At 69.5% G+C, this 12,555-nt stretch carries 13 protein-coding genes; 4 read left to right on the forward strand and 9 right to left on the reverse strand.

All coding sequences use genetic code 11. The features are described from left to right. Position 1 precedes the first annotated feature (1 nt). Positions 2 to 625, reverse strand: a complete 624-nt coding sequence (locus tag H8N03_RS01355; RefSeq protein ID WP_187074322.1) for a LysE family translocator — start codon at positions 623 to 625, stop codon at positions 2 to 4. 82 nt (positions 626 to 707) lie between these two features. On the opposite strand from H8N03_RS01355, the gene H8N03_RS01360 reads away from it, so the two are divergent. Further along, entirely contained in the window at positions 708 to 1,673 is a 966-nt protein-coding gene (locus H8N03_RS01360) for a helix-turn-helix transcriptional regulator (RefSeq protein ID WP_187074323.1), read from the forward strand. A 1-nt stretch (position 1,674) separates the two neighbouring features. On the opposite strand, the gene H8N03_RS01365 is transcribed toward H8N03_RS01360, so the two are convergent. From H8N03_RS01365 to H8N03_RS01395, 7 genes are all read right to left on the reverse strand, one after another. After that, positions 1,675 to 1,953, reverse strand: a complete 279-nt coding sequence (locus H8N03_RS01365; protein ID WP_187074324.1) for a TFIIB-type zinc ribbon-containing protein — start codon at positions 1,951 to 1,953, stop codon at positions 1,675 to 1,677. 122 nt (positions 1,954 to 2,075) lie between these two features. After that, entirely contained in the window at positions 2,076 to 3,014 is a 939-nt protein-coding gene (locus H8N03_RS01370) for an MYG1 family protein (RefSeq protein WP_187074325.1), read from the reverse strand. Between the two features lie 4 nt (positions 3,015 to 3,018). Beyond that, positions 3,019 to 4,506 (reverse strand): nucleobase:cation symporter-2 family protein, encoded by a 1,488-nt coding sequence (locus tag H8N03_RS01375; RefSeq protein ID WP_187074326.1) that lies wholly within the window; start codon positions 4,504 to 4,506, stop codon positions 3,019 to 3,021. Positions 4,507 to 4,548: 42 nt separating this feature from the next. Beyond that, positions 4,549 to 5,772 (reverse strand): M20 family metallopeptidase, encoded by a 1,224-nt coding sequence (locus H8N03_RS01380; RefSeq protein WP_187074327.1) that lies wholly within the window; start codon positions 5,770 to 5,772, stop codon positions 4,549 to 4,551. Beyond that, positions 5,769 to 7,538, reverse strand: a complete 1,770-nt coding sequence (gene uraD / locus H8N03_RS01385) for a 2-oxo-4-hydroxy-4-carboxy-5-ureidoimidazoline decarboxylase (RefSeq protein ID WP_187074328.1) — start codon at positions 7,536 to 7,538, stop codon at positions 5,769 to 5,771. The genes H8N03_RS01380 and uraD overlap by 4 nt, the downstream gene beginning before the upstream one ends. A gap of 1 nt (position 7,539) precedes the next feature. Then, the gene (gene puuE, locus H8N03_RS01390; RefSeq protein ID WP_187074329.1) at positions 7,540 to 8,484 is read right to left on the reverse strand and encodes an allantoinase PuuE; all 945 of its coding nucleotides are present in this window, start codon (positions 8,482 to 8,484) and stop codon (positions 7,540 to 7,542) included. Beyond that, positions 8,481 to 9,146: a GntR family transcriptional regulator gene (locus H8N03_RS01395; protein WP_187074330.1), complete on the reverse strand. Its 666-nt coding sequence runs from the start codon at positions 9,144 to 9,146 to the stop codon at positions 8,481 to 8,483. The genes puuE and H8N03_RS01395 overlap by 4 nt, the downstream gene beginning before the upstream one ends. A 67-nt stretch (positions 9,147 to 9,213) precedes the next feature. Here H8N03_RS01395 and uraH point away from each other — a divergent pair, with 67 nt between their 5' ends. Further along, positions 9,214 to 9,567, forward strand: a complete 354-nt coding sequence (uraH, locus tag H8N03_RS01400) for a hydroxyisourate hydrolase (protein WP_187074331.1) — start codon at positions 9,214 to 9,216, stop codon at positions 9,565 to 9,567. 184 nt (positions 9,568 to 9,751) lie between these two features. On the opposite strand, the gene H8N03_RS01405 is transcribed toward uraH, so the two are convergent. After that, positions 9,752 to 10,282: a hypothetical protein gene (locus H8N03_RS01405; protein ID WP_255428008.1), complete on the reverse strand. Its 531-nt coding sequence runs from the start codon at positions 10,280 to 10,282 to the stop codon at positions 9,752 to 9,754. Positions 10,283 to 10,407: 125 nt separating this feature from the next. Here H8N03_RS01405 and xdhC point away from each other — a divergent pair, with 125 nt between their 5' ends. Continuing rightward, entirely contained in the window at positions 10,408 to 11,211 is an 804-nt protein-coding gene (xdhC, locus tag H8N03_RS01410; RefSeq protein WP_187074332.1) for a xanthine dehydrogenase accessory protein XdhC, read from the forward strand. Positions 11,212 to 11,345: 134 nt separating this feature from the next. Then, positions 11,346 to 12,545 carry a urate hydroxylase PuuD gene (locus H8N03_RS01415; RefSeq protein WP_187074333.1) on the forward strand — a complete coding sequence of 400 codons (1,200 nt, stop codon included), beginning with the start codon at positions 11,346 to 11,348 and terminating at the stop codon, positions 12,543 to 12,545. Positions 12,546 to 12,555: the final 10 nt, after the last annotated feature.

The following is a 12,555-nucleotide window of genomic DNA, read 5'->3' on the forward strand; positions in this document are numbered from 1 at the left end:
CTCAGCGGACCCAACCCGTGAGGACGGACCATCCCGAGGTGCCGACCAGCAGCGCCGCCACGGCGCGCGCGATGCGTGCCTGCGCCGCCAGCGACCCTTGCAGGCCGTTGCGCAGCACGGCCGCGGAGAAGGCGACGCCGCCGTACACCAGCAGCTGCGTGGCTGCAATGATCGCGCCCATCGCGGCGACCTGGGCGCCGACGTTCCCGAGCGCGGGCCGCACGAACTGCGGGAACACGGCCACCATGAACACGTAGGCCTTCGGGTTCAGGAGGCAGGTCGCCATCGCGCGGGCGAAGATGCGCGCCGGCGCCCGCGAAGGCTGGGCCTGCACGCCCGCCAGCGTCGCGGGGCTGCGCCAGAGCGCCACGCCCATCCACGCCACGTAGAGCGCTCCCGCCGCAAGCACGGCGTTGAATACCGGCGGCGCGAGCTGCAGCAGCAGGCCGAGGCCGAGCGCCCCCATGAGCGTGTGCACGGCGCCGCCCGCGACCATGCCGGCGACCGCGGCGAGACCCGCGCGCCGCCCGTCGACGAGCGAGCTGGCGAGCACGAAGGCCATGTCCATGCCGGGGAGGACGATGATGCCGAAGACGAAGAGGGCGAAGAGCCAGAGGTGGTCCATTGCGTTGCTCCAGTGGGGACAGCGCAGTGTGCGGGGGCATACATGACATCCCGCGGCATGATTTCCGCCTAGACTCCGCGGCATGCGCGCAAGCCGGCTTCTTTCCATCCAGATGATGCTGGAGACGCACGGCCGCATGAGCGCCACGGCGCTCGCCCGCGCCCTCGACGTGTCGGTGCGCACGTTGCACCGGGACATCGACGAACTGACGTCCGCGGGCGTGCCCGTGTACGCGGAGCGCGGGCGCGCGGGCGGCTTCCAGCTGCTGCCAGGGTGGAAGACGACGCTGACCGGCTTCACGTCCGGCGAGGCGGAGGCCGTGTTCCTCGCGGGGCTCGCCGGTCCGGCGACGGAACTCGGCCTCGGCCCGCAGGTCGCGAGCGCGGAGCGCAAGCTGCTGGCGGCGCTGCCGGCTCCCTGGCGCGGGAGTGCGCGCCGCATCCGGTCGCGGCTGCACCTCGATCCGGTGGAGTGGTACCGCGAGGCCGAACCGGTGCCTTTCCTGCCGGTGGTGGCGCGCGCCGTGTGGGAGGAGCGCCAGCTCGCGATGTCGTACGAGAGCTGGAGCCGGACGGCGCGGCGCACCGTGGATCCGCTCGGCCTGGTGATGAAGGCGGGCACCTGGTACTTCGCCGCCGGACGCGAGGGCAAGGTGCGGACCTGGCGCGTGGCGAGCGTGCTGGACGCGGCGCTGCTCGACACGCCGGTGCAGCGGCCCCGCGGCTTCGAGCTCGCCGACTACTGGCGCGCGTCCGTGCGCCGCTTCGAGGTGGAGCTCTTTTCCGGCGAAGCGGTGGTGCTGGCGACGCGGCGGGGGCTGGCGGAACTGCGGCGGATCAACGCCGCGCTCGCCCGCGCGGTCGCCACCGCCGCCTCACCCGCCGAGGGCGAACGCGTGGAACTGCGCATCCCGATCGAATCGGTGCCGCACGCGGCGGGGCAGCTGCTGCGGCTGTGCCCCGAGGTGGAGGTGCGCGCACCCCGCGAACTGCGCGAGGCGATCCGCGAGCGCGCGCACGTCGCGGCGCGCATGTACGGCACGCGCTGATTCAGTCGAAGTCGAACAGCTCGCCGAGGAAGCCCTCGCGCTTCTTCTTCTTGTAATAGCCGCCCGGCGGATAGGGCTGCTGCGGGTAAGGCTGCGGCTGCTGGTACTGCGGCTGCGGCTGCGGCTGCGGCGCGGCGGCCTGCGGCGCCGCGCGCTCGATGATCTTGTCGAGTTCGCCGCGATCCAGCCACACGCCCCGGCACTGCGGGCAGTAGTCGATCTCGATGCCGCTGCGTTCGGCCATCGTGAGGTTCACGGTCTTGCACACCGGGCATTGCATGGGTCGGCTCCTTGTCGCTGCCCGGTGGACCCTGCGACGGCCGCGGAGTTCCTGTGCCGCCTCCGCTCCGTCAGCCTTCGTAGGCTGGGTTGCCGCAGGCACCCCAGCGGTCAGCGAAGCGTTCAGCGAAGCGCCAGCTCCGCCATCCGCAACGCCCCTTCGAAGCTGCGCGCCACCGCGATGAACAGGTTCGTATGGCAGAAGAGCGCGTCCGGCACGCCGCTCGCCGCCACAAGCTGCGCGTCACGGAGGCCGGCCCACGCCCTCGGCAGGTCCATGCGGTTCGCGAAGGAGTCGGCCGCCACCGGCACGGTGCGCAGCACGAAGCGCTGCCCGCCTTCGTCGGTCTCGGGGTAGATCACCAGCCGCACGTCCGGCATCTCCTGCACCACCACCGCGGTCCAGGGCATGCCGCCTTCGCGCAGGTACAGCACGCGTCCGTGCAGCAGGCGTTCGGCACCGCGCACCTTCTCGGCGGCGAGCTCCTGGCCGATGCGGCGCGTCACGAGGCGATGCAGCAGCCGCTGCACGATGGCCATCGCTTCGCGGAAACGCTCCATCTGCAGGCGCGCGAGCGCCCGCGCGTCCAGGCCCTGCTCTTCCAGCCAGCTGCTGTTCAGGAGCGCGACCTGGCTCGAGAGACCGAACACGCCCGGGGCGACCATCTGCGCGCCGGTGTCCACGAGGTCGAGGTGACGCACGAGGGAGGCATCCACCTCCTGGGCGACGCGCAGGACCGCATCGTCACGCAGCGTGGCGCCGAGCTCCTGCGCAGCGAGGCGAACGTAGGCTTCCCCGAACGCGTGCCAGACGAGGCCGGCACTGGCGTAGCCTTCGCCCGCGGGCCGGCGGCCGTCGAAGCCGCGCTGGTGGTGGTCGAAGCGGCCGCGCGCCGCGTCCCATTCTCCGCCGACGTCCACGAGGAACGCCGCGCCCGCCAGGACCGCGGGGTCGCGGCTGCGCACGATCTCGTGTCGCGGGTGCAGCGCCGCGAGCACCGCCACGCCGAAGACGTCGTCGGCATGGAAGGAGCCGCTGTGGGTCGCGATGCGGGCCGTCATCGGGTCAGTGCGCCTCCGCCTGCTGCGCGGCGTAGATGGCGGCGGCCTGGTCTTCGCGGGCGCCGTTGAAGAACAGGTTGAGCACCACCGCGGTCACGGAGGACAGCAGGATGCCCGATTCGATCAGCGGGTGGATGGCGTGCGGCATCCACTGCTTGAACTGCGGTGCGATGAGCGGAATCATGCCCATGCCGATCGCGATGGCGACGATCAGCGCGTTGTGGCGGTTGCCCTTGAAGTCGACGCCCGCCAGGATGCGGATGCCCGTCGCGGCAACCATGCCGAACATCACGAGGCCGGCGCCTCCCAGCACCACGGTGGGCAGCGACTCCACCAGCGCCGCCATCTTGGGCAGCAGCCCCAGCACCAGCAGGATGACGCCGCCCGCCGCGCAGACGAAGCGGCTGCGCACGCCGGTGACGGCGACCAGCCCCACGTTCTGCGAGAAGCTCGTGTAGGGGAAGGTGTTGAAGATGCCCCCCAGCAGGGTGCCGAGGCCGTCGGTGCGCAGGCCGCGCGCCAGCGCCGGCTGGTCCACGGGCTTGCCCGTCATCTCGCCGAGCGCGAGGAACATGCCGGTGGACTCGATCATCACCACGATCATGACGATGGTCATGGTGAGGATCAGCATCGGGTCGAAGTGCGGCATGCCGAACTGGAAGGGCAGCACGACGTCCACCCAGGCCGCCTTGCCGACTTTCTCGAACGTCATGAGGCCGAAAGCGGCGGCCACCACGCCCCCCGCGACGATGCCGAGCAGCACCGAGATGTTGGCGAGGAAGCCGCGCGCGAACTTGGCGACCGCCAGGATGGTCAGGAGAACCAGCCCCGCGATCGCGACGCCGTGCAGGTCCGCGTACTTCGGGTTGGGGATGCTGGGCACGAGCGCGAGGCCCTTGGGCGCCGCGGGCAGCGGCGAGCCCGGGGCGCCGGCGGCGGCCGTGGCCTGCGCCAGCCACTGCGCATGTTCGGGGCTCACCACCGACGGCGCGGTGGGGCCGAAGGGATTGCCGAAGATCCAGTTGATGCCGATGCGCATCAGGCTGATGCCGATCACGGCGATGATCGTGCCCGTGACCACCGGCGGGAAGAAGCGCAGCAGCCGGCTGACCATGGGCGCGATCAGCACCGAGATGACGCCCGCGCCGATGATGGCGCCGAAGATCAGCTGCGCGCCTTCCGTGCCCGAAGTGACGTTGGCCATCGCCACCATGGGCGCGACGGAGGCGAAGGTCACGCCCATCATCACGGGCAGGCGGATGCCGAACCACTGCGTAAGGCCCAGCGACTGGATCAGCGTGACCAGGCCGCAGCAGAACAGGTCCGCCGAGATCAGCATCGCCACCTGTTCGGGCGACAGCTTGAGCGCGCGGCCCACGATCAGGGGCACGGCGACCGCGCCCGCGTACATCACCAGCACGTGCTGCAGGCCGAGGGCGGCCAGCTTGCCGGTGGGCAGTCGTTCGTCCACGGGGTGAACGTTGGTATCCATGGTTGTCTCCTTCGGTTCCTTCGGGGGATGCGTGCCGGCTTCTCAGGCGAGCAGGTCACGCAGGGTGCGCGCGACGACCTTGGTCGCGCGGCGCAGGTCTTCGAGGTCCAGGCGTTCGTCGGCGCGCTTCGCGTGGGACTCCAGCACGGTGCGCGGGCCGGCGCCGTAGATCACGCCGGGAATGCCCGCTTCGCCGTACAGGCGCACGTCGGTGTAGAGCGGCGTGCCCATGGCGGGGATGTCCTGGCCGAAGAGTTCCTTGCCGTGCTTCTGGATCGCGTCGACCAGGGGCTTGTTGCCGGCGAGGGGCTTCAGCGAATTGGCCAGCAGCATGCGCCGGATGTCCACCGTGATGCCGGGGAAGGTGGCGGCGGCTTCGGCGATCACGCGGCGGATGTCCGCTTCCACTTCCTGCGGGTTCTCCTCGGGGATCATGCGGCGGTCCAGCTTGAACGCCACCTTGCCGGGGACCACGTTCGTGTTCGTGCCGCCCGTGATGAGGCCCACGTTCAGGTAAGGATGCTTGATGCCCTCGACCTTCGACGTGACCTGCTGGTACTTCGCGTTCTGTGCGTAGAGCGCGTTCAGGATCCTGACCGCACCCTGCAGCGCGTCGACCCCGGTGTGCGGGATGGCCGCGTGCGCCATCTTGCCGTGCACCGTCACCTCCATCTGCAGGCAACCGTTGTGGGCGGTGACGACTTCGTAGCTGAAGCCCGCGGCGATCATGAGGTCGGGCTTCGTGATGCCCTTCTTCAGCAGCCAGCCCGGGCCGAGCTCGCCGCCCCATTCCTCGTCGTAGGTGAAGTGCAGCTCCACGCCGCCCTTCAGCGGCGCGCCCAGCGATTCCAGCGCCCGTACCGCGAAGGTGAAGCTGGCGAAGTCGCACTTGCTCACGGCGGCGGCGCGGCCGTAGATCTTGCCGTCGACGATCTCGCCGCCGTAAGGGTCGTGGGTCCAGCCTTCGCCGGGGGGGACGACGTCGCCGTGCGCATTGAGCGCCACGGTGCGCCCCTGGCCGTACTTGCGGCGCACGACGAGGTTGGTGATGGACTGCAGGCCGTAGGCTTTCACCTCCGCTTCCGGCACGGGATGCTTCTCCGCTTCCATGCCGAAGGCCTTCAGCAGTTCGGCGGTGCGCTCCGCATGCGGCGCGTTGTTGCCCGGGGGCGTGTCGGTGGGGACGCGGATCAGCTCCTGGAGGAAGCGCACTTCCTCGTCGAAGTGGGCGTCGATCCAGGCGTCGAGTTTCTGGTGGTCGTTCATGCTTGCTCCTGCGCGAGCTGCTCCAGCAGGTGCTGGAAGGCGCGCACGCCCAGCTCCATGTCGTCGCTGGTGGTGGATTCGAGGGGGTTGTGGCTGATGCCGGAGTTCTGGCCGCGCACGAAGAGCATCGCCTGCGGCATCGTCTCGTGCAGCTTCATGGCGTCGTGGCCGGCGCCGCTGGGCATGCGGTACAGCGGCAGGCCGAGCGATTCCACGGCGGCCTCCCAGCGGCGCTGCCAGGCGGGAGCGCTCGGCGCGGCGGCGGCGCGCATGGTCTCTTCGACCGCGTGGTGCAGCCCGCGGCGCGCGCAGATCTCCTGCAGCTTCGCGAGCACGTCGTCGACCAGGGCATCGCGCTGCGGGTCCGTCGGCGCGCGCAGGTCCAGCGAGAACAAGCAGCGCCCCGGCACCACGTTGATGGAGCCGTTCGGGACCTGCAGCATGCCGATGGTGCCGACCGAATCGCCGTCTTGCGACGCGCGCCGTTCGACGTACAGGGCCAGCTCGGCGACCGCGACGGCGGCATCGCGCCGGCGGTCCATCGGGGTCGTGCCCGCGTGGCTCGCCATCCCCGTCACCTCGCAATGGAAGCGGCGGCCGCCGTTGATGGACGTGACGATGCCCAGCGGGATGTCGATCTCGTTGAGCACCGGGCCTTGCTCGATGTGCACTTCGACGAAGCCGAGATAGTGTTGCGGGTCGCGTTTCAGCGCGGCGATCGCGTCCAGGTCCGCGGGCAGGCCGGCGTGGCGCATCGCGTCGCGCATCGTCACGCCGCCGGCATCCTTCTGGTCCAGCCAGGCCGGATCGAAATGGCCGGTGAGCGCGCCCGAGCCGAGGAAGGTGGCCTTGTACCGCTGGCCTTCTTCTTCCGCGAAGGCGACCACCTCGACGCCGAACGGCAGCCGGCGCTTCGCGCGGGCCAGTTCGCGCACGCAGGCCATGGGCGTGAAGATGCCCAGGCGCCCGTCGTACTTGCCGCCGTTGCGGACGGTGTCGTAGTGGGAGCCGGTGAGGACGTATTTCGCGCCTGCCGTCGCGCCCCGGTAGCGGCCGACCACGTTGCCGACGGCATCGATCTCGACTTCGTCGAAGCCGGCCTCGCGCATGTCCGCCACGATCTGCTTCGCCGCCGCGCGGTGCGCATCGGTCAGGTAGGTCACCGTGAGCTGGCCGGGCTGGTCGCTGTGCTGCGCGAGCGCTTCCTGCCAGTCCCACACCCGATTGCCCTGCACCGGCTCGACGCCGAACTTGTCGTTCAGGCGCAGTTCCACGATGCGGTGGATGTTGCGCAGGGCTTCGGCGCGCTCGAAGTCGGGGTGGTTCTCCAGCCGGCGCGCGAAGGTGTCGATGATCTGCTGGCGCGTGAGGCCGGTGCCGCGCGGGCCGCGCACGGCCAGGATGAAAGGGAAGCCGAACTTCGCGTTGTAGCCGGCATTCAGCTCCTGGATGCGGGCGAACTCCTCGGGCGTGCAGTTGGTGAGGCCCGCCTTGCTCTGCTCGTTGGTCGATTCGCTGGTGAGCGTGTTCGCGACCATGGCCTTGCCGGCCAGCTCGGGGTGGGCGCGGATCAGCGTGAGCTGCTTCGCCTCTCCCGCTTCGCGCACGATGTCGGCCATCGCCTGCTTCAGGTGCCCCAGCGAGCGGAAAGGTCGCTGCGCGAGGGCCGCTTCGGCGATCCAGGGCGAATGTTCGTAGAGGCCGTCCAGCAGGCGCGCAGCTTCCTTCGCGTCGGCGGCATTGAGTTGTTCGAGGGTGAGGGCCATGTCAGGCCTCCTGGTAGGGGTGGACCTGCTTCCAGTGCCGCGCGATGTCCAGGCGCGTGCACACCCACACGCGGTCGTGCGTCGCGACGTGGTCCAGGAAGCGCTGCAGCGCCGTGATGCGTCCGGGGCGCCCGAGCAGGCGGCAGTGCATGCCGACGCTCATCATCCTGGGTGCCTCGTCGCCTTCGGCGTAGAGCGCATCGAAGCTGTCCTTCATGTACTGGAAGAAGGGATCGGCGTGCGAGTAACCCTGGGGCAGGGCGAAACGCATGTCGTTGCAGTCCAGCGTGTAGGGCACGACCAGGTGCGGCACGACGTTGCCGTCGGTCTTCTTCACCTTCATCCAGAAGGGGAGGTCGTCGCCGTAGTAGTCGCTGTCGTACTCGAAGCCGCCGTAGTCCGCCACCAGGCGCCGCGTGTTGGGGCTGTCGCGGCCGGTGTACCAGCCCAGGGGCCGCTCGCCCGTGAGCTTGACGATGGCTTCCATGCCCAGGCGCATGTGCTCGCGCTCCACTTCTTCCGGCACGTTCTGGTAGTGGATCCACTTCCAGCCGTGGCAGGCGATCTCGTGGCCGAGTTCGACGAAGGCCTGCGTGATGTCGGGACAGCGTTGCAGCGCGGAGCCGATGCCGAAGACGGTCAGCGGCAGCTTGCGCTTCTCGAACTCGCGCAGGATGCGCCAGACGCCCGCGCGCGAGCCGTATTCGTAGATCCCTTCCATGCTCAGGTGGCGCTCGGGGAAGGCGGCCGGGTTGAACATCTCGGAGAGGAACTGCTCCGACGCGGGGTCGCCGTGCAGCGTGCAGTTCTCGCCGCCTTCCTCGAAGTTCAGGACGAACTGCACGGCGATGCGTGCGTTGCCCGGCCACTGCGCGTGGGGAGGGTTGCGGCCGTAGCCGGCCAGGTCGCGCGGGTAAGGCGCGGTGGAGTCGTAGACGGTACTCATGCCAGGGCGAGTGCGATGTCGTGGGTGGGGACGGTGCGGTCGAAGGCGAGGCTTTCTTCCACGTGGAGCAGGTGTTCTTCCATCAGCTTCACGGCGCGCTTCTCGTCCTTCGCGGCGAGGGCCTTGATCAGCTCGACGTGCTCCTCCTGCGAGTGCGCCTCGAAGCTGTCGCGCTGGTACATGAGGGTGATGAGCGAACTGCGGGAGACGAGGTCACGCAGGATCTGCGCCAGCACCGCGTTGTCGGCGAGTTCGGCCATGCGCACGTGGAAGTCGCCGAGCAGCTGCTGGCGCTCGGTGGCGTCGCCGCCCGCCATCGCCGCCTTTTCCTGCGCGACGTGCTCCCGCAGCGCCTTCAGCCTGGCGGGGGTCTGGTTGCGCAGGAACTCGCGGACCATTTCCACCTCGAGCAGGCGGCGGACCTGGAAGACCTGGCGCGCTTCTTCGACGGTGGGGGCAGCAACGAAGGCACCGCGCGCGGGCTCCATCTTCACGAGGTGCTTCTGCACCAGCTGGAACAGGGCCTGGCGCACCAGCGTGCGGGAGACGCCGAAGTGGTCGGCCAGCTTCTGTTCCGCCAGCTTGGTGCCCGGCTGCAGCCGGTGCTCCACGATCGCGCGCGTCAGCGCGTCGACGATCGTGCGGGTGGTGGAAGGCTCCATGCGGCCATCATAGTCGCGGGTTCCAAAAGTGTATACACTGCAGTCGACAATCTCCGGAGAAACCCCCATGGGCCTGAGCACCCACGTCCTCGACACGATGCACGGCACCCCCGCGGCGGGCATGGCCGTCGAGCTGCATGCCACCGCCGGCGGCACCGCCACGTTGGTGAAGCGCTTCGTGCTGAATGCGGATGGCCGCAATCCGGACGGCCCGCTGTTCGACAACGCGAGCCTGAAGAAGGGGACCTACCGGCTGGTGTTCGACGTGGCGGCGTACTTCCGCGCACGCGGGGTGGAGTTGCCCGATCCGCCCTTCCTCGATCGCGTGACGCTGGACTTCGGCGTGGCGAACGTGGAGCAGCATTACCACGTGCCGCTGCTGGTGAGCCCGTGGAGTTATTCGACGTATCGGGGGTCGTGAGGGGGATCGGTGGGGTTCGCGTTCGCTCACCGTCCGCGGCTTCGCCGCGCCACCCTACAGCTTCGTGTCGGACCCCGTTCGCAGGGTGGCGGCGGCGTGCCGCCGGAAGGTGAGCCGCAGGCGAACCCCAGCGCAAAAGAAAAGCGGCCCGCGGGCCGCTTTTTCGATCGTGTCGGGGCGAGACTCAGTCCTGCCCCTCCGTCAGCGTATCCAGCTGGAACCGTCCGCTCTTGTGCCACAGCCACGTGTCCGTGTACACCACCTTGCCCATGCGGGCGGGCACCGGGTACGGCGCGGCGGAGCGCACGGTCCGCTCGATCTCCGCGATCACTTCCGGTGCGTGGCGCGGTGCGCGCATCCAGCTCAGGTTGCGCACCTGGCCCTGGCCGTCCACTTCCACCTGCAGCACGCCGATCGCGTACAGCAGGGGCGGCATGCGGCCCTTCCAGATGCGTTCCTGGTTGAGGGCGTAGAGGTGCTGCGCGGCGTCCTGGCGGTAGGCGCGCGGGTTCGTCGCGGCGGACGTCTTGATCACCATGGCGGGCGCGGGCTGCGCCGACCGGGCCACGGGGTCTTCGGCAGGCGCCGGCTGGACGACGGCGGCGCGCGGTTGCTCCGGCGCCGGGGGCGGCGCCGAGCTGCAGGATGCGAGCAGCACGGCGGTGCCGGCCAGCATGGCGGGCGTCAGGGATTGCAGGGTCGGGCGATACTTCATCTCGGGTCTCCTCGCGAGGACACGCGTACGGCGTGCGGCGCCAATCTACAACGGCAGCGCTACGCGCAATGATGACCTTCGTTACGAAACGCTTCGTGTTCTTGCCTCCCGCTTCACTGTAAAGAATGCTGCCCATCAAAGAAGTCACGAGCCGGCTCGCGTCGCAGGACGCGGTGTTGGTGGACGTCCACGCCACTGCGGGATCGGTGCCCCGCGAGGCGGGCGCGTGGATGGCGGTGTTCCGCGACGCGGTCGTCGGCACCATCGGCGGCGGGCACCTGGAACTGCAGGCGATCGAGGAGGCGCGCCGCCGCTTGTCGCAGACGACCGGCGAGGCGGTGTTGCGTTATCCCCTCGGTCCGGCGCTCGGCCAGTGCTGCGGCGGCGTGGTGCACCTGCGCTTCGAACGCGTGACGGCGGCGGACGCGCCGGCGCTCGTGCAGCGGCTGCAGTCCCATTTCGTGCCGGTCGCGCTGTTCGGTGGCGGCCACGTCGGCAAGGCGCTGGTGCGCGTGCTGGGCACGCTGCCCTTCGCGGTGACCTGGATCGACAGCCGCGACGAGATCTTTCCGGAGGAGGTGCCGGAGAACGCGCAGTGCGAGCACTCCGACCCCGTGCAGGCCGCGGTGGCGGACCTCGCGCCGGGCTCGCGCGTGCTGGTCATGAGTTTCAGCCACGCGGAAGACCTCGACGTCGTCGCGGCCTGCCTGAAGCGCCTGCGCGAACGCGGCGACCTGCCGTACGTGGGCCTGATCGGCAGCAAGACGAAGTGGGCGACCTTCCGCCACCGGCTGGAGGAGCGTGGCTTCACCGGCGAGGAGCTGGCGCGCATCACCTGCCCGATCGGCATCCCGGGCATCACGGGCAAGGAGCCGGAGGTGATCGCGGTGGCCGTGGCGGCCCAGCTCCTGCAACTCCCGCTTTCGTGAAGCGGCCAGAGTGTATACACTCCGGTCCACAGTCGCAGCGGCGCCCGAAATTGGAATCTGACCCCAATAAGGAGTGCGCGACAAGTCTCTGCTCAGAGCGCCCGCGGTGGTGAGCAGGTCACTCGGCAAGAAGCATGGAAAGCTATCTTCTCGACTGGGCCAACCTCCTGCTGCGCTGGCTGCACGTCATCACCGCGATCGCCTGGATCGGGTCCTCCTTCTACTTCGTCTTCCTGGACAGCAGCCTCGTGCCGGCGGCGGATCCGAAGCTGCGCGCGGAGGGGGTCACCGGCGAACTGTGGGCCGTCCACGGCGGGGGGTTCTACCACCCGGTGAAGTACGCCGTGGCGCCGCCACAGCTGCCGCCGCACCTCCACTGGTTCTACTGGGAGGCGTATTCCACGTGGCTCTCCGGCTTCGCGCTCTTCACGGTGTCGTACATCTGGAACGCGAGCAGCTACCTGGTCGACAAGTCGCTCGTGAACTGGGCGCCGGGTGCCGCCGTGGGCGTCGCCCTGTGCTTCCTGGTCGTGTTCTGGATCCTCTACGACGCGATCTGCCAGGTGTTCGGGCGGCGCAAGAACGGAGATGCGATCGTCGGCGCGCTGGTGTTCCTGCTGGTGTGCGTGGCCGCGTGGCTCGCATGCCAGTGGTTCGCGGGACGCGCGGCCTTCCTCCTGGTGGGCGCGATGATCGCGACGGCGATGAGCGCCAACGTCTTCTTCTGGATCATCCCCGGCCAGCGCAAGGTGGTGAAGTCCATCGAGGCGGGCGAGGCGCCGGACCCGATCCACGGCTGGCGCGGCAAGCAGCGCAGCGTGCACAACACCTACTTCACGCTGCCGGTGCTGTTCGCGATGCTGTCCAACCACTACAGCTTCCTCTACACGCACAAGCTGAACTGGGTGGTGCTGGTGCTGATGATGTTCGCCGGCGCGGCGATCCGCCAGTTCTTCGTCATGCGCCACGGGTACAAGCTGGGACGCAACCGGCATCCCGCGGGTTACGCGCTCGTGGGCGTCGCGCTGATCGTCGCGACCGCCGTCTGGCTCACCCCCGCGCCCAGCGAAGCCGCGAAGGCGCCCGCCGCCGCGGCCGACTATGCCGCCGTGAGCAAGGTGCTGGAGCAGCGCTGCGTGCAGTGCCACGGCGCGCAGGTGCAGATGAAGAACGTGCGCCTCGATTCGCCGGACGCCGTGAAGCTGCACGCGCAGGCGGTGTACCAGCAGGCCGTGGTCGCCAAGACCATGCCCTTGAACAACGCGACGCAGATCACCGAAGGCGAACGCGCGCTCATTGGCCAGTGGTTCCAGGCGGGCGCGAAGACGCCCTGACGCGCGGCCG

The organism is Ramlibacter cellulosilyticus (genome assembly GCF_014297465.1).
GTDB classification, from domain to species: domain Bacteria; phylum Pseudomonadota; class Gammaproteobacteria; order Burkholderiales; family Burkholderiaceae_C; genus Ramlibacter; species Ramlibacter cellulosilyticus.